Source organism: Kitasatospora terrestris (genome assembly GCF_039542905.1).
GTDB lineage: Bacteria > Actinomycetota > Actinomycetes > Streptomycetales > Streptomycetaceae > Kitasatospora > Kitasatospora terrestris.
On record NZ_BAABIS010000001.1, the window covers coordinates 6,596,206 to 6,612,749 of the forward strand.

19 protein-coding genes are annotated in these 16,544 nt (G+C 71.4%); 18 read left to right on the forward strand and 1 reads right to left on the reverse strand.

Going from position 1 to position 16,544, the window contains the following annotated elements:
* Window positions 1–61: 61 nt before the first annotated feature.
* From ABEB06_RS30230 to ABEB06_RS30240, 3 genes are all read left to right on the forward strand, one after another.
* Window positions 62–1,225 carry a site-2 protease family protein gene (locus tag ABEB06_RS30230; RefSeq protein ID WP_345700077.1) on the forward strand — a complete coding sequence of 388 codons (1,164 nt, stop codon included), beginning with the start codon at window positions 62–64 and terminating at the stop codon, window positions 1,223–1,225.
* 49 nt (window positions 1,226–1,274) lie between these two features.
* Window positions 1,275–2,237 carry a tRNA (adenine-N1)-methyltransferase gene (locus ABEB06_RS30235; RefSeq protein ID WP_345700078.1) on the forward strand — a complete coding sequence of 321 codons (963 nt, stop codon included), beginning with the start codon at window positions 1,275–1,277 and terminating at the stop codon, window positions 2,235–2,237.
* Window positions 2,238–2,375: 138 nt separating this feature from the next.
* Window positions 2,376–2,972, forward strand: coding sequence for a hypothetical protein (locus ABEB06_RS30240; RefSeq protein WP_345700079.1), 597 nt, complete (start codon window positions 2,376–2,378; stop codon window positions 2,970–2,972).
* Window positions 2,973–2,982: 10 nt separating this feature from the next.
* Here ABEB06_RS30240 and ABEB06_RS30245 read toward each other — a convergent pair whose 3' ends face one another.
* Window positions 2,983–3,270, reverse strand: a complete 288-nt coding sequence (locus ABEB06_RS30245; RefSeq protein WP_345700080.1) for a ferredoxin — start codon at window positions 3,268–3,270, stop codon at window positions 2,983–2,985.
* A 228-nt stretch (window positions 3,271–3,498) separates the two neighbouring features.
* Here ABEB06_RS30245 and arc point away from each other — a divergent pair, with 228 nt between their 5' ends.
* The 15 genes from arc (at window position 3,499) to ABEB06_RS30320 (ending at window position 16,539) form a co-directional block, all read left to right on the forward strand.
* The gene (arc, locus tag ABEB06_RS30250; protein WP_345700081.1) at window positions 3,499–5,265 is read left to right on the forward strand and encodes a proteasome ATPase; all 1,767 of its coding nucleotides are present in this window, start codon (window positions 3,499–3,501) and stop codon (window positions 5,263–5,265) included.
* A 92-nt stretch (window positions 5,266–5,357) separates the two neighbouring features.
* On the forward strand, window positions 5,358–6,869 hold the full coding sequence (gene dop / locus ABEB06_RS30255) for a depupylase/deamidase Dop (RefSeq protein ID WP_345700082.1): 1,512 nt from the start codon (window positions 5,358–5,360) through the stop codon (window positions 6,867–6,869).
* A 96-nt stretch (window positions 6,870–6,965) separates the two neighbouring features.
* Complete coding sequence (locus tag ABEB06_RS30260) at window positions 6,966–7,184, forward strand: ubiquitin-like protein Pup (protein ID WP_345700083.1); 219 nt, start codon at window positions 6,966–6,968, stop codon at window positions 7,182–7,184.
* Window positions 7,185–7,330: 146 nt separating this feature from the next.
* Complete coding sequence (prcB, locus tag ABEB06_RS30265; RefSeq protein ID WP_345700084.1) at window positions 7,331–8,173, forward strand: proteasome subunit beta; 843 nt, start codon at window positions 7,331–7,333, stop codon at window positions 8,171–8,173.
* A 33-nt stretch (window positions 8,174–8,206) separates the two neighbouring features.
* Entirely contained in the window at window positions 8,207–8,953 is a 747-nt protein-coding gene (gene prcA / locus ABEB06_RS30270; RefSeq protein ID WP_345700085.1) for a proteasome subunit alpha, read from the forward strand.
* Between the two features lie 51 nt (window positions 8,954–9,004).
* A complete protein-coding gene (gene pafA / locus ABEB06_RS30275) occupies window positions 9,005–10,366 on the forward strand; it encodes a Pup--protein ligase (protein ID WP_345700086.1) in 1,362 nt (453 codons plus the stop codon).
* A 57-nt stretch (window positions 10,367–10,423) separates the two neighbouring features.
* The gene (locus ABEB06_RS30280; protein ID WP_345700087.1) at window positions 10,424–11,407 is read left to right on the forward strand and encodes an FKBP-type peptidyl-prolyl cis-trans isomerase; all 984 of its coding nucleotides are present in this window, start codon (window positions 10,424–10,426) and stop codon (window positions 11,405–11,407) included.
* A gap of 81 nt (window positions 11,408–11,488) precedes the next feature.
* Entirely contained in the window at window positions 11,489–12,760 is a 1,272-nt protein-coding gene (locus ABEB06_RS30285) for an FKBP-type peptidyl-prolyl cis-trans isomerase (RefSeq protein ID WP_345700088.1), read from the forward strand.
* A 46-nt stretch (window positions 12,761–12,806) separates the two neighbouring features.
* Window positions 12,807–13,178 (forward strand): FKBP-type peptidyl-prolyl cis-trans isomerase, encoded by a 372-nt coding sequence (locus ABEB06_RS30290; protein WP_345700089.1) that lies wholly within the window; start codon window positions 12,807–12,809, stop codon window positions 13,176–13,178.
* Window positions 13,179–13,293: 115 nt separating this feature from the next.
* Window positions 13,294–14,265 carry a helix-turn-helix transcriptional regulator gene (locus ABEB06_RS30295; RefSeq protein WP_345700090.1) on the forward strand — a complete coding sequence of 324 codons (972 nt, stop codon included), beginning with the start codon at window positions 13,294–13,296 and terminating at the stop codon, window positions 14,263–14,265.
* Window positions 14,266–14,272: 7 nt separating this feature from the next.
* Complete coding sequence (locus tag ABEB06_RS30300; RefSeq protein ID WP_345700091.1) at window positions 14,273–15,235, forward strand: helix-turn-helix transcriptional regulator; 963 nt, start codon at window positions 14,273–14,275, stop codon at window positions 15,233–15,235.
* Window positions 15,232–15,462, forward strand: a complete 231-nt coding sequence (locus ABEB06_RS30305; RefSeq protein WP_345700092.1) for a hypothetical protein — start codon at window positions 15,232–15,234, stop codon at window positions 15,460–15,462. The genes ABEB06_RS30300 and ABEB06_RS30305 overlap by 4 nt, the downstream gene beginning before the upstream one ends.
* A gap of 4 nt (window positions 15,463–15,466) precedes the next feature.
* Window positions 15,467–15,637: a hypothetical protein gene (locus ABEB06_RS30310; RefSeq protein ID WP_345702126.1), complete on the forward strand. Its 171-nt coding sequence runs from the start codon at window positions 15,467–15,469 to the stop codon at window positions 15,635–15,637.
* A gap of 99 nt (window positions 15,638–15,736) precedes the next feature.
* A complete protein-coding gene (locus tag ABEB06_RS30315; protein ID WP_345700093.1) occupies window positions 15,737–16,198 on the forward strand; it encodes a DUF6325 family protein in 462 nt (153 codons plus the stop codon).
* Between the two features lie 32 nt (window positions 16,199–16,230).
* Window positions 16,231–16,539 (forward strand): SHOCT domain-containing protein, encoded by a 309-nt coding sequence (locus ABEB06_RS30320; RefSeq protein ID WP_345700094.1) that lies wholly within the window; start codon window positions 16,231–16,233, stop codon window positions 16,537–16,539.
* The last annotated feature ends 5 nt before the right edge of the window (window positions 16,540–16,544 follow it).

The window sequence follows — 16,544 nt, forward strand, 5'->3', positions numbered from 1 at the left end:
GCGGAGAATCGACGGAGAGATCACGTAGCGTACGACGGTGAGTCGGAGCGAAGGGGCAACCGTGAGCGACCAGAGACCGGACGGCCCGCAGCCGCGGGGCGGCATCCTGATGGGTCGGCCGTTCGGCGTGCCGGTGTACGTCACGCCGTCCTGGTTCGTGGTCGCCGGGCTGATCACCTGGCTGTTCGGCGGGCGGCTCGCCGACGTGCTGCCGGAGCTGGGCTACACCCGCTACCTGGTGGCGCTCTCCTTCGCGGTCGCCTTCTACGGCTCGGTGCTGGTCCACGAGCTCGCCCACACCCTGGTCGGCCTGCACTACAAGCTGGGCGTGCGCCGGATCCAGCTGCAGTTCCTCGGCGGCATCTCCGAGATCGAGAAGGAGGCCGAGACCCCCGGGCGGGAGTTCTGGCTGGCCTTCGTCGGCCCGCTGCTGTCGCTGGTCCTCGGCGGCGGCTTCTGGCTGGCGATGCGCGCCGTCGAGCTGGAGTCGGTGCCCGGGGTGCTGCTGGCCGGCCTGATGGTCTCCAACCTGGTGGTCGCCGCGTTCAACCTGCTGCCGGGCCTGCCGCTGGACGGCGGCCGGCTGCTGCGGGCCGCGGTCTGGAAGCTCACCGGCAGTCCGATGCGCGGCACGGTCGCCGCGGTCTGGGCGGGCCGGGCGCTGGCCGTCGCGGTGCTGGTCGGCCTGCCGATGATCAGCGCCTCCCGCTCGGGCGTCGACCGGACCACCGGCGAGGCGATGCTGGACGGCGTGCTGGCGGCGATCCTCGCCTTCATCATCTGGAACGGCGCCGGCAACAGCCTGCGCAACGCCCGGCTGAAGCAGGTGCTGCCGGAGCTGAGCGTCCGGGCGCTGGCCCGCCGCTCGATCGACGTGCCCGCGGACACCCCGCTCGGCGAGGCGCTGCGCCGGGCCCACGAGGCGCAGGCCGGCGCGATCGTGGTGGTCGACGGCGGCGGGGCGGCGATCGCGGTGGTGAAGGAGACGGCGGTGAGCGCCGTCCCGGAGCACCGCCGCCCGTGGATCGCGGTCTCGGCGGTCGCCCGCGACCTGGAGCCGGGCCTGCGGATCCCGGTGGACCTGGCCGGCGAGCAGATCCTGGACGTGCTGCGCCGCGCCCCCGCCACCGAGTACCTGGTGGTCCGGCCGGACGGCAGCGCGTACGGGGTGCTCGCCCTGGCGGACCTGGAGCGCCGGCTGACCGCCGCCCTGACCGGACGCTGAACCGATCATGTGGTCGGCGGAGCCTCCGGGCTCCCGTAGGATTGCCCCCATGTCCGAACCGACCGGTGCCACCCGCCGACGCGGGCCCTTCCAGGTCGGGGACCAGGTCCAGCTGACCGACCCCAAGGGCCGCCACTACACGTTCACGCTCCAGGCCGGGAACCAGTTCCACACCCACAAGGGTGCGTTCCCGCACGACGAGCTGATCGGCGCTCCCGAGGGCACGGTCGTCCGCACGACGGGCAACGTCCCGTACCTCGCGCTGCGCCCCCTGCTCCCCGACTACGTCCTGTCCATGCCGCGCGGCGCCGCCGTGATCTACCCCAAGGACGCGGGTCAGATCCTGGCGATGGCCGACATCTTCGCGGGCGCCCGCGTGGTCGAGGCCGGCGTCGGCTCCGGCGCGCTCTCCACGTACCTGCTGCGCGCGGTCGGCGACACCGGCATGCTCGCCTCGTACGAGCGCCGCGAGGACTTCGCGGAGATCGCGAAGGGCAACGTCGAGCGCTACTTCGGCGGCCCGCACCCGGCGTGGAAGCTGACCGTCGGCGACCTCCAGGACAACCTGGTGGAGTCGGACGTGGACCGCGTCATCCTCGACATGCTGGCCCCCTGGGAGTGCCTGGACGTCGCGTCCAAGGCGCTCGTCCCCGGCGGTCTGATCTGCTGCTACGTGGCCACCACCACGCAGATGTCGCGGACCGTCGAGGCGCTGCGCGAGCACGGCACCTTCACCGAGCCGCAGGCCTGGGAGACCATGGTCCGCACCTGGCACCTGGAGGGCCTGGCGGTCCGCCCGGACCACCGGATGATCGGCCACACCGGCTTCCTGCTCACCGCCCGCCGGCTCGCCGACGGCGTGGAGCCGCCGCTGCGCCGGCGCCGCCCCGCGAAGGGCGCCTACGGCGAGGACTACGACACCAACGAGCCCGAGCTGTCGCTCGCCGAGCGGGCCGCGGTCCGCAAGGCCCAGCGGCAGGCGGCGGCCCACGAGGGGCGCGAGCTCGACTGACCGCGGGAAGGGCGGGGCCACCGGGCCCCGCCCTTTCACGTTTTCCGCACATCTTCGCAGGTGAGAGGCGGTTGACGACCCGTCCGGCCGGTGTGCGAGGATGCACGCTCACAGCACGCGCTTGGGAGGGACGGCCGGGTGGAGACAGTGGTCGAGGTGGCCGAGGACGTGACGACGAGGCAGACCCCCGCCCATGCCCGCCCGGGGCTGCGGCACTGGGCGCTGGTGGCCGCCGGCTGCGCGGCCGTGGTGGGCGGCGCGCTGGCCGCGACCAGCGCCACCGGGGCGGTGACCACCGCGCACCCCGCGGCCCCCGCCGGGAAGCCCGCACCGGTCGCCGCACCCGATCCGGCCCAGGCCGAACTTCCGCTGGACTGCGGACCGTTCCCGGTCGCGGTGAGCCTCAAGGCCGGCGCAGACCTGGGCCGGGGCCCGGTCACCGTGGTCGCGGCGCACTGCCAGGCCGACCTCGGCACCCCGCCGGACGCGGTCTACCTGCTGGTGAACGGCCCGGGGAAGCCGCAGGTCGCGGCCACCCTGGTCGAGGACACCGAGAACCTGACCGTCACCCAGCTGGCGATACGCAGCGACGGCACCGTCCGCGCCCGGGCCAAGGGCTACTCCTCGGACGACGTGCCGCGCTTCGCCCCCGACCTGGACCTGCAGCTCAACTGGGCGGAGAAGGGCGGCCAGTGGGTGCGCTCCACCGCGAAGGCCGCCGCCGGCCAGGTCTGACGGCCGCCCGCTACTCGGCGTCGGGGCCGTACACCTCGACGCCGTCCGAGACCCGGCGCACGTGGATGCAGTCGCCCGGGCACTCCTTGGCGGAGTCCACCACGTCCTGAAGCAGCGTCAACGGCACCGGCGCGGTCTCGCCCGGCTGCTGGCGCAGCTCGTCGTCCTCGCCCTTCACGTACGCCAGGCCGTCGATGTCCAGCTCGAAGACGTCCGGCGCGTACTGCGCGCAGATGCCGTCACCGGTGCACAGGTCCTGGTCGATCCACACCTCGAGCGCCTCGCCCGTCCCCGCCATTGCCCCTGCCGTTCTGCTCACCGATGCCCCGGTTTCGGGGACATTCCTGTCACGATACATCCGGCCTGCATTGAACCTCCGGGCGGTGGGCATCTCCAGTACCAGAGGGGAAGCACTCAAGGGCGAAGATCGGACACGCCTGATCCATCTTTCTGATCTAGGGGTTTACACGACCCTGGTCCCAGGTAGGTTTGGGTCGTCCAGCTCCCCCAGGAGGAGGTGAGGACCGTGGCAGCCCACGATGACGACTACAACCGCAGCCCCGGCAGGCCGGCTCGTGGTTCCGACGAGGCCGCGCAGGTCTCGTACCTCGAGCAGGAGATCGCCGTGCTGCGGCGCAAGCTCGCGGAATCGCCCCGCAGCTCGAGGATTCTCGAGGAGCGGATCGTCGAGCTCCAGACCAACCTGGCCGGTGTGACCGCCCAGAACGAGAGGCTCGCCGCCACCCTTCGCGAGGCCCGCGACCAGATCGTGGCCCTCAAGGAAGAGGTGGACCGGCTCGCCCAGCCGCCCGCCGGGTTCGGCACCTTCCTCACCGCCAACGAGGACGGCACCGCCGACATCTTCACCGGCGGCCGCAAGCTCCGTGTCAACGTCAGCCCGAGCGTCGAGCTCGACGACCTGCGCCGCGGCCAGGAAGTCATGCTCAACGAGGCGCTGAACGTGGTCGAGGCGATGGAGTTCGAGTCCATCGGCGACATCGTCACCCTCAAGGAGGTCCTCGAGGACGGCGAGCGCGCGCTGGTGACCGGGCACACCGACGAGGAGCGGGTGGTCCGGCTCGCCGAGCCGCTGCGCGCCCTCACCCTGCGCCCCGGCGACGCGCTGCTGCTGGAGCCGCGGTCCGGCTACGTGTACGAGGTGGTCCCGAAGTCCGAGGTCGAGGAGCTGGTCCTCGAGGAGGTCCCGGACATCGACTACCGGCAGATCGGCGGTCTGGCCGGCCAGATCGAGCAGATCCGGGACGCGGTCGAGCTGCCGTACCTGCACGCCGACCTCTTCAAGGAGTACGAGCTGCGCCCGCCCAAGGGCGTGCTGCTCTACGGCCCGCCCGGCTGCGGCAAGACGCTGATCGCCAAGGCGGTCGCGAACTCGCTGGCCAAGAAGGTCGCCGAGGTCACCGGCCGCCCGCAGGGCAAGAGCTACTTCCTCAACATCAAGGGCCCCGAGCTGCTCAACAAGTACGTGGGCGAGACCGAGCGGCAGATCCGCCTGGTCTTCCAGCGGGCCCGGGAGAAGGCGAGCGAGGGCACGCCCGTCATCGTCTTCTTCGACGAGATGGAGTCGCTGTTCCGCACCCGCGGCTCGGGTGTCAGCTCGGACGTGGAGAACACCATCGTCCCGCAGCTGCTGGCCGAGATCGACGGTGTGGAGGGCCTGGAGAACGTCATCGTCATCGGCGCCTCCAACCGCGAGGACATGATCGACCCGGCGATCCTGCGGCCCGGCCGCCTGGACGTCAAGATCAAGATCGAGCGGCCGGACGCCGAGGCGGCCAAGGACATCTTCTCCAAGTACCTGAAGGACTCGCTGCCGTTCCACGCGGACGACCTGAAGGAGCACGACGGGTCGGTGCCGGGCACCGTCGCCGCGATGATCCAGTCGGTGGTCGAGCGGATGTACTCGGAGACCGAGGACAACCGCTTCCTGGAGGTCACCTACGCCAACGGTGACAAGGAAGTCCTGTACTTCAAGGACTTCAACTCCGGCGCGATGATCCAGAACATCGTGGACCGGGCGAAGAAGATGGCCATCAAGGACTTCCTCGACCACGGCCAGCGCGGCCTGCGCGTCTCCCACCTGCTCGCCGCCTGCGTCGACGAGTTCAAGGAGAACGAGGACCTCCCCAACACCACCAACCCGGACGACTGGGCCCGGATCTCCGGCAAGAAGGGCGAGCGGATCGTCTTCATCCGCACGCTGGTCACCGGGAAGCAGGGCGCCGAGTCCGGCCGCTCCATCGACACCGTCGCCAACACCGGACAGTACCTGTAGGTGCGACGCCGACCTCCGTCCGGCTGCGGCGCCACCCGCCGCGGCCGGACGGCGCGTCCAGGGGTTCCGTCCACACGGGCAAGGAGGGCCGCATGACCGTACGGCGCGTGATGGGGATCGAGACCGAGTACGGCATCTCCGTACCGGGCCACCCGAACGCCAACGCCATGCTCACCTCGTCCCAGATCGTCAACGCCTACGCGGCGGCGATGCACCGGGCCCGCCGGGCCCGCTGGGACTTCGAGGAGGAGAATCCGCTGCGCGACGCCCGGGGCTTCGACCTGGCCCGCGAGGTGGCGGACGCCAGCCAGCTCACCGACGAGGACATCGGCCTGGCCAATGTCATCCTCACCAACGGGGCCCGGTTCTACGTGGACCACGCCCACCCCGAGTACAGCTCGCCCGAGGTGACCAACCCGCGCGACGCCGTGCTCTGGGACAAGGCGGGCGAGCGGATCATGGCCGAGGCGGCGCAGCGCGCCCTGGAACTGCCCAACGGCCAGCAGATCCACCTCTACAAGAACAACACCGACAACAAGGGCGCCTCCTACGGCACCCACGAGAACTACCTGATGAAGCGGGCGACGCCGTTCGCCGACATCGTCCGCCACCTCACGCCGTTCTTCGTCTGCCGCCAGGTGGTCACCGGCGCCGGCCGGGTCGGCATCGGCCAGGAGGGCGGCGCGGACGGCTTCCAGCTGAGCCAGCGGGCGGACTACTTCGAGGTCGAGGTCGGCCTGGAGACCACCCTCAAGCGCCCGATCATCAACACCCGCGACGAGCCGCACGCCGACGCCGAGAAGTACCGCCGGCTGCACGTGATCATCGGGGACGCCAACCTCTCCGAGATCTCCACCTACCTCAAGCTCGGCACCACCTCACTGGTGCTGGCGATGATCGAGGACGGCTTCATCGCCGTCGACCTGGCCGTCGACCAGCCGGTCCGCACCCTGCACCGGGTCTCCCACGACCACGCGCTGACCCAGCTGATCCAGCTGCGCAGCGGCCGCAAGCTGACCGCGGTGCAGCTCCAGATGGAGTACTGCGAGCTGGCCCGCAAGTACGTGGAGGACCGCTACGGCGACGACGCCGACGAGCAGACCGTCGACGTGCTGGCCCGCTGGGAGGACGTGCTGGGCCGGCTGGAGCGCGACCCGATGAGCCTGTCCCGCGAGCTGGACTGGGTGGCCAAGAAGGAGGTCCTGGAGGGCTACCGCCAGCGCGACGGGCTGGACTGGGACAGCCCGCGGCTGCAGCTGGTCGACCTGCAGTACAGCGACGTGCGCCCCGACAAGGGCCTGTACAACCGTCTGGTGGCGCGCGGCCGGTTCGAGCGGCTGCTGACCGAGGACGAGGTCGACCGGGCCGTGGGCAAGCCGCCGGAGGACACCCGGGCGTACTTCCGCGGCCGCTGCCTGGAGCAGTACGCGGACCACGTCGCGGCGGCCTCCTGGGACTCCGTGATCTTCGACCTGCCCGGTCGGGACAGCCTCCAGCGCGTTCCCACCCTGGAGCCGCTGCGCGGCACCAAGGAGCACGTGAAGGAGTTGCTGGACCGGTGCCGCACGGCCGAGGACCTGGTCCGGGTGCTGTCCGGAGGGTAACTTTTCGATCACCTGGGGTGAACGTTCCCGAAATGGGAATCATCCGGGTGAGCGCGGAACGTTGAACGAGAACACCGATTGAGCGGGGTGAGGGAAATGGCTGGTAAGGACACCGACGGCGGCCAGCAGCGGGCCAACCGCTCTTCCGAGGAGGTCGAGGAGCAGGCTGCGGAGACGCAGGCGTCCGACGAGCTCAAGGAGCGCCAGGAAAAGCTCAACGACGACGTGGACGCCGTCCTGGACGAAATCGACGAGGTCCTGGAATCCAATGCGGAGGATTTCGTCCGCGGATTCGTGCAGAAGGGCGGCGAGTAGGAGGGGGGAGAATCCCCCCTTCCGGTCGGGCCGCGGGCGCGCTCGTCGCGCCCGCGGCACGATCTTCTCTCCACCGCGTTGGTCGCGGCCGCGAACCGGGTAGGGTCCGGGTCATCAGTAGTGATCTTCAACCTGGAAGGACACGTGTGGAAGCCAACCTCACCGGCACCGGGCGTCTGCCGGCTGCCTTCCTGACCCCCGGGTCCTCGTCGTTCCTCGACTTCCTCTCCGCCCACCAGCCGGAGCTGCTGCCCGGCCGCCGCACCCTCCCCGAGGGCCTGACGGTGGAGGCGCCGCACGGCACCACCATCGTCTCGGCGGTGTTCGACGGCGGCGTGGTGATCGCCGGTGACCGCCGGGCCACCATGGGCAACGTGATCGCCCAGCGCGACATCGAGAAGGTCTTCCCGGCCGACGAGTACAGCGCGGTCGGCATCGCCGGCACCGCGGGCCTGGCGGTCGAGATGGTCCGCCTGTTCCAGCTGGAGCTGGAGCACTACGAGAAGATCGAGGGCACCGTGCTCTCGCTGGAGGGCAAGGCCAACCGGCTCACCACGATGATCCGCTCCAACCTGGCGATGGCCATGCAGGGCCTGGCCGTGGTGCCGATCTTCGCGGGGTACGACCTGGACCTCGGCCGGGGCCGGATCTTCACCTACGACGTCACCGGCGGCCGCTCCGAGGAGCGCGGCTTCGCCGCCACCGGCTCCGGCTCGGTCTTCGCCCGCGGCTCGATGAAGAAGCTGTACCGCGACGACCTGACCGCCGAGCAGGCCGCCACCCTGGCCGTCCAGGCCCTCTACGACGCGGCCGACGACGACTCCGCCACCGGCGGGCCGGACCTCGCCCGCAAGATCTTCCCGATCGTCTCGGTGATCACCGAGGACGGCTTCGAGCGCCTCTCCGAGGAGCGGGTCTCGCAGATCGCCGTCTCCATCACCGACCAGCGCCGCGAGCACCCCAACGGGCCGCAGGCCCCGCTCCTCTAGTCCGCCACTACCGAAGAGAAGGGACGCACCCCGGTGTCGACACCGTTCTACGTCTCGCCCCAGCAGGCCATGGCGGACCGCGCGGAGTACGCCCGCAAGGGCATCGCCCGCGGCCGGAGCGTGGTCGTGCTCACCTACGCCGACGGCATCGTCTTCGTCGCCGAGAACACCTCCCGCGCCCTCCACAAGGTCTCCGAGATCTACGACAAGATCGCCTTCGCGGCGGTCGGCCGCTACAACGAGTTCGAGAACCTGCGCATCGGCGGCGTCCGCTACGCCGACCTGCGCGGCTACTCCTACGACCGGGCCGACGTCACCGCCCGGGGCCTGGCCAACGTCTACGCCCAGACCCTCGGCACCATCTTCTCCTCGGTCGGCGAGAAGCCGTACGAGGTGGAGCTGGTCGTCGCCGAGGTCGGCCGCACCGGCGAGGACGACCAGATCTACCGGCTCACCCCGGACGGCTCGGTCGTCGACGAGAAGAACTACGTCGCGATCGGCGGCAGCTCCGACTCGATCGGCAGCTACCTCGGGCAGCGCCACCGGGGCGGCATGGGCCTCGCCGAGGCGCTGCGGATCGCGGTGGACGGCCTCGCCCGGGACCCGAACGGCGGCGCCGCCCGGACCCTCACGCCGGGCCAGCTGGAGGTGGCGGTGCTCGACCGCCAGCGCTTCCAGCAGCGGAAGTTCAAGCGCATCCTGGGCAGCCAGCTGGAGCGGCTGCTCAGCGGGGACGAGACGGCGGCCGCCGAGGACCAGGCGGCCGACGACTCCGAGTGACACCGTGCAGCAGCACGTGCAGTACCTCGACGAGCAGGGAAGAGGTGCCATATGGATCGCCGAATTTTCGGGCTGGAGAACGAGTACGGCGTCACGTGCACGTTCCGGGGGCAGCGCCGGCTGTCCCCGGACGAGGTGGCCCGGTACCTCTTCCGCCGCGTGGTCTCCTGGGGCCGCAGCAGCAACGTCTTCCTGAAGAACGGCGCCCGCCTCTACCTGGACGTGGGCTCCCACCCCGAGTACGCCACCCCCGAGTGCGACGACGTCACCGAGCTGGTCACCCACGACAAGGCCGGCGAGCGGATCCTCGAGGGCCTGCTGGTCGACGCCGAGCGGCGGCTGCACGAGGAGGGCATCGCCGGCGACGTCTACCTGTTCAAGAACAACACCGACTCGGCCGGCAACTCCTACGGCTGCCACGAGAACTACCTGGTCGCCCGGCACGGCGAGTTCTCCCGGCTGGCCGACGTGCTGATCCCCTTCCTGGTCACCCGCCAGCTGATCTGCGGCGCCGGCAAGGTGCTGCAGACCCCGCGCGGCGCGGTCTACTGCGTCAGCCAGCGGGCCGAGCACATCTGGGAGGGCGTCAGCTCCGCCACCACCCGCTCCCGGCCGATCATCAACACCCGGGACGAGCCGCACGCCGACGCCGAGCGCTACCGGCGCCTGCACGTCATCGTCGGCGACTCCAACATGTCGGAGACCACCACCCTGCTCAAGGTCGGCGCCACCGACCTGGTGCTCCGGCTGATCGAGGCCGGCGTGGTGATGCGCGACCTCACCCTGGAGAACCCGATCCGGGCGATCCGCGAGGTCAGCCACGACCTGACCGGCACCCACCAGGTCCGCCTCGCCAACGGCCGGGAGGCCAGCGCCCTCGACATCCAGGAGGAGTACTACTCCAAGGCCCTGGAGTTCGCCGAGCGCAAGGGCATCAACACCGGCACCATCGCCCGCGTCCTCGACCTGTGGGGCCGCACCCTGGAGGCGGTCCGCACCGAGGACCTGGCCCGGGTCGGCGACGAGATCGACTGGATCATGAAGTACCGGCTGATCGAGCGGTACCGCGACAAGCACCAGATGACCATGTCCAACCCGCGGGTCGCCCAGATCGACCTCGCGTACCACGACATCCACCGCCGCCGCGGCCTGTTCTACCTGCTCCAGAACAAGGGCCAGGCCCAGCGGGTCTCCACCGACCTGAAGACCTTCCAGGCCAAGTCGGTGCCCCCGCAGACCACCCGGGCCAGGCTGCGCGGCGACTTCATCCGCCGGGCGCAGGAGCAGCGCCGCGACTTCACCGTCGACTGGGTGCACCTCAAGCTCAACGACCAGGCGCAGCGCACCGTGCTGTGCAAGGACCCGTTCCGCTCGGTGGACGAGCGGGTGGAGAAGCTGATCGCGGGTATGTAGTCGCGCGACGGTGGTGCCTCCGGCGAGGGGGACGGCCCGGGCCATACGCTGACGACCATGCGTCGAATCGCCGGCCTGCTGGTCGTCCCCCTTGCCGTGCTGCTTGCCGCGTGCAGCAGCGGATCCAGTAACTCCTCCGGGGCCAGCCCGTCGGGCACGCCGACCGCCGCCGAGGTGCCGAGCCCGGTGGCCTCGGCCTCGCCGATGCCGACGGTCACCGGGAACTTCGGGACCAAGGCGACGATCAACCTGCCCGAGGGGCAGCCCAGCGGCCAGTTCGTGGTCAGCACGGTCAGCGAGGGCGAGGGCGCCACGGTCGCCAAGGGCGACTGGGTCACCGTCAACTACACCGCCAAGGACTGGACCACCGGCAAGGACCTGGCCAGCTCCTACGACTCCGGCGGCAAGCCGCAGCTGTACCAGGCCGGGAACGGCCAGCTGGTGCCCGCCTTCGACCAGAGCGTGCTCGGCAAGAAGGTCGGCAGCCGGCTGCTGGTGGTGGCCCCGCCGGCCGCCGGCTTCGGCAGCCAGGGCTCCAGCGCGCTCAACGTCGGCAAGGACGACACCGTGGTCTTCGTGCTGGACCTGATGCAGTCGGTCCCGCAGGACTCCACCCTCTCCGGCACGATGACCGAGCCGCCGCCCACCGCCCCGCAGGTGAAGGACAACGGGAAGGCCGCGCCCACCATCACGATCCCGGCCGGCCAGGCCCCGCCCACCGAACTGCAGACGTACGTGCTGATCAAGGGCGACGGCAAGGAGGTGAAGGCCGGCCAGCAACTGGTGGTCCAGTACACCGGCGTCACCTGGGCGGACGGCAAGCAGTTCGACTCGTCCTGGAACCACGGCGGCGCGCAGGCGCTGCAGGTCGGCACCGGGAGCCTGATCAAGGGCTGGGACCAGGGGCTGGTCGGCCAGACCGTGGGCAGCCGGGTCGAGCTGGTCGTCCCGCCGTCGCTCGGCTACGGGGACCAGGCCAGCGGGTCGATCCCGGCCAACTCCACCCTGGTCTTCGTGATCGACATCCTGGAAGCGGTGTAGGTCCTCTCAGACCGACCTGACATACTTGCGCACCGCCGCACCCGCGTGCAGGTCCCGTCGGGCGAGATGAATTGGGGAGTCATGTCTGAGAAACCGTCGAGCCCGGGCGAGGCCGACCTCACGGGCGGCCTCCGGGCCGGGGACGGCGAGTCGATCGTCGTCCCGCAGTCCCTGGTGACGCCGCAGGCCGGCTGGGGCCAGGTCCCGTCGCAGGGCCAGGCGTCCGCCGAGCAGAAGGACGCGCCGCCGCAGGTGTTCGCGTCGACCCAGCGCCGCCAGGAGATCTCCGAGGCCGGCTACGACGAGAACCCGCCCGGGGTGGGCCGCCTCGGGGTGATCCTCGGCACCGTGCTGGCCGTGCTGCTGGTCGGCTCCGGCGTCACGCTGTACCTGGTCAACAAGGACGACGGGAAGCCCGCCGCCAAGCCGGCCGCCGCGCCGAGCTCGCAGGCCCCCACCGAGGAGGCCGTCCCGCCGATCAAGGACAACGCCAAGGTGCTGCCCACGGTCACCGGCGACTTCGGGACCAAGGCGACCATCACCGTGCCCAAGGAGGCCGCCGGCGGCGACTTCGTGGTCAAGGAGCTGACCGCGGGCAACGGCACCAAGGTCGAGAAGGGCACCTGGGTCACCGCCGACTTCACGGCGCTGAACTGGAACACCGGCAAGGAGATCGAGGGCTCGTACGGCGACGGCGGCAAGCCGCAGCTGTTCCAGGCCGACTCCGGCAAGCTGATCGCCGCCCTCGACAAGGTGGTGACCGGCCACAAGGCGGGCAGCCGCCTGCTGGTGGTGGCTCCGCCGGCCGCCGCGTTCGGCCCGCAGGGCAGCCAGGAGATGGGCGTCGGCCCGAAGGACACCCTGGTGTTCGTCCTGGACGTCCGCAACGCCAACGCGCCCGGCGCGGTGCTCAGCGGAGACATGACGGCCCCGCCGGCCGACATGCCGAAGGTCAAGGACAACGGCACCAAGCCGGCCGACATCACCCCGGTCCCCGGCACCCCCGCGGTGACCGAGCTCAAGTCCCACGTGCTGATCCAGGGCAAGGGCCGCAAGATCGGCTCCGGCGAGAAGGTGCTGGTGCAGTACACCGGCGCGCTCTACGCGGACGGCAAGAAGTTCGACTCCTCGCTCGACCGCGGCCAGGCGTTCAGCTTCGTCACCGGTGGCGGCGGCGTCATCGAGGGTTGGGACAAGGGCGTCACGGGGCAGACCGTGGGCAGCCGGATCGAGCTGGTCATCCCCGCCTCGCTCGCCTACAAGGACCAGGCGACCGGTGGCATCCCGGCCAACTCGACGCTGGTGTTCGTGATCGACATCCTGGATGCGGGCGTCGGCGCCGCCGACCAATAGGATCGGTTCCGTCACGTTTGCATCACCGAACGAGAAGAGTTTCATCGTGAGCCTTACCAAGCCGGAGATCGACTTCCCGGGCGGCGACGCCCCGGCGGAGCTGCAGATCCGCGACATCGTGGTCGGCGACGGTGCCGAGGCCAAGGCCGGTGCCACGGTCGAGGTCCACTACGTGGGTGTCACCTTCGCGTCCGGGGAGGAGTTCGACGCCTCCTGGAACCGCGGTCAGACCTTCCGCTTCCCGCTGGGCGGCGGCCGGGTCATCAAGGGCTGGGACCAGGGCGTCGAGGGCATGCGGGTCGGCGGTCGGCGCGAGCTGATCATTCCGCCGCACCTGGCCTACGGCAACCAGTCGCCGAGCCCGCTCATCCCGGCCGGCTCCACGCTGATCTTCGTCGTGGACCTGCTGGGCGTCTGAGCCCGCCCCGTCCGAGCCCCCCGGTGCCCCTCGGCGCCGGGGGGCTCGGCTTTTACTCCGAGTGCCGGTACCGGTACGGTCGGCGGGTCACCAAGATTCCCAGGAAGGGACCGCGATGGCGATCGGCAAGGCCGAGCGGCTGATGAACCTCGCCCTGTGCCTGATGAACACCCGTCGGCCGCTCTCCAAGAAGGAGCTGCGCGAGTCGATCGAGGCGTACCGCGAGGCCTGGCAGCAGGGCAGCGAGGACGCCTTCAACCGGATGTTCGAACGGGACAAGGACGACCTGCGCGAACTCGGACTGGTCATCGACGTCGACGAGAACGCCCTGGACGGCGAGATCGGCTACCTGGCTCGCCGCGACCGCAACCGGCTGCCCGAGATCGCGCTGGACGCCGAGGAGGCCGCCGCGCTCACGCTGGCCGCCCGGGTCTGGCAGCAGGCCAAGATGTCCGGCGCCGCCAGCGGCGCCCTGCAGAAGCTGCGCGCCGCCGGCGTCCCGTTCACCGAGGAGCAGGGCCACACCGCCCTGGAGCCGCGCATCCCGGCCCGCGAGGCCGCCTTCGAGCCGCTGCTCACCGCCGCCCGCGAGCGCCGCCCGGTCACCTTCGACTACCGCAAGGCCGGCGCGGCCACTCCCGAGCTGCGCTCGGTCGAGCCCTGGGCGCTGGAGTGCTGGCGCGGCCACTGGTACCTGGCCGGCTGGGACCGCGACCGGGCCGACGCCCGGGTCTTCCGGCTCTCCCGGATCACCGGCAAGGTCCGCTCCCGGGCCGGCACCTTCACCGGCACCGTCCCCGAGCACGTGGACGTCCGCGCCTACGTCGCCCGCTTCGCCGGAGAGGGCGCGACCGGCACCGCGACCGTCCGGCTGCGCCGCGGCGCCGCCTTCCCGCTCTCCACCCGCGCGCTGAGCTCGACCGCCGTCGACGAGCAGTGGGACGAGCTGGAGATCCCGTACGGCAACGGCCTGGGCGCCGACCTGGCCGAGTTCGGACCCGACGTGATCGTGATCGGCCCCGACGACCTGCGGGCCGACGTGATCGACCGGCTGCGCGCCGTCGCCGGCGTTTCCCAGGGGGAGTGACCCACCGATGAGCAATGCGATCGACCAGACCCGGCGGATGCTCTCGCTGGTCACCTACCTGCGCGAGCGGCCCGGCGCCGAGGTGGCCGAGGTGGCCCGCGCCTTCGGCATCACCGAGCGCGAGCTGATCGGCGACCTCAACGTGCTGCCGATGTGCGGCACCAGCTTCCGCGGCGGCGACCTGCTCGACATCGACACCGACGGCGAGCGGATCTGGTGGCACAACGTCGACGACGTGGCCCAGCCGCTGCGCCTCGCCGCCGACGAGGCCACCGCCCTGTTGGTGGCGGCCCGCGCCGTGGCCGGCCTGCCCGGCCTGCGCGAGCGCGACCGGCAGGCGCTCACCCGCGCCGTCGCCAAGATCGAGGACGCCGCGGGGGAGAGCGCCGAGTCCTCCGCCCGGGTCGGCGTCACCTTCGAGGCCGAGGGCCAGGTCTTCGCCGACATCGACCGCGCGCTCAGCGAGGGCCGGCTGCTCTGGCTGCGCTACTGGTCGCACGGGCGCGGCGGCATGACCGAGCGCCTGGTCGACCCGATCCGGCTGGTCACCGAGGGCCACACCTACCTCGAGGGCTGGTGCCGCACCTCCGAGGACCGGCGGACCTTCCGGCTCGACCGGGTCGCCGAGATCAAGGTGCTCGACGAGCCCGCCAACCCGCCGCGGCTGCAGCCCCGCGACCTGTCCGCCGGCCTGGTCAACCCGTCCGCCGACGACCCCGAGGTGGTCGTCGAGGTCGGTCCGGGCGGCCGCTGGGTCGCCGAGTACTACACCCACGACAAGGCCGAGGAGCTGCCCGACGGCGGCCTCCGGATCACCCTGCGCAGCGCCGACCCGTCGGGGCTGCGGCCGCTCGCCCTGCGGCTCGGCCGCGACGGCCGGATCGTCTCCCCGGCGCTGCTCGCCGAGCAGGCCCGCGCCGCCGCGCGCGCCGCGCTGGAGCACTACCGGGACGGGGCCGCGACCGCGTGACGGAGGGCCTCAGATTCCAGGTGTACTGCTCGCAGTGCCGGGTCAAGGTGGAGCTCCCGGTGGAGGCGTTCCGGCTGGCGCTCGGCGCCACCAAGGAGCGCACCTTCTACAGCTTCACCTGCCCGGAGTGCGGGGCGGCCGTGCGCAAGCCGGCCGGGGAGAAGATCGTGACGGCGCTGACCGACGCGGGCGTGCGCACCATGCGGCTGCTGCCGGTGGACGGATAGGGTCGTGGGCACCATGACGTGGATCCTGACCGCCGCCGTCCTGCTCGCCACCGCCGGCCTGCTGGTGCTGGGCGTCCTCGCCTGCCGCCTGTGGCTGGACGTCCGCACGCTCGCCCGCGAGGTCGACACCGCCTCCCGCGCCCTCGCGGCGGCCGGCCGTGACCTGATGGGCTAACGACGCCTCGCCCGGGTGGCCGTACCCGGCCGGTCCGACCAGGCTGATGGGGTGCCCCGCGCCGATCCGGCCGGGGCGGACCCCACCCTGGGAGCGGTCGTGAGCAGTGCAGCCAACGAGCCCGGCGGAACGGACGAGCCGGGCCCCATCGACTACCTGATCGTGGAATTCCCCGGGAGCCGGCTGACCGGTGAGGGCATGCCGATCCTGGTCGACCTGGTCGAGCGCGGCATCATCCGCATCCTCGACCTGTCCTTCGTCCGCAAGGAGGAGGACGGCTCGCTGATCGGCATGGAGCTGGCCGACATCGACGGTGACGGCAAGCTCGACCTGACCGTCTTCGAGGGCGCCTCCTCCGGCCTGCTGGACGAGGACGACCTCTCCAACGCGGGCGGCCTGCTCTCCCCGGGCGACTCGGCCGCCATCCTCGTCTACGAGAACCTCTGGGCCGCCCCGTTCGCGGCCGCGATGCGCCGCAGCGGCGCCCGCCTGATCGCCGGCGGCCGGATCCCCGTCCAGGACGTCGTCGACGCGCTGGACGCCCTGGAGTCCGAGGCCTGAGCCGCCGCACCCCCGACCGAGGAAGGAACGTCATGGGACTGCTTCGAGGAGTCGCCCGCACCGCCGTCGTCGCGGGCACGGCGACAGCCGTCTCCAACCGCGTCTCGCGCCGCCAGGCCGGCCGCTGGGCCGACCAGGAGGCCGCCCAGCAGCAGCAGTACGCGCAGCAGCAACAGCAGTACGCGCCGCCCCCGCCGCCGCCCCCCGCGGCGCCGCCGACCCAGGCCGCCACGATGGACCAGAAGCTCGACCAGCTGAAGGACCTGGCTGCCCTCCGGGACCAGGGCGTGCTCACCGAGCAGGAGTTCGAGGCGCAGAAGTCCCGCATCCTGGGCGGCTGAGAGCG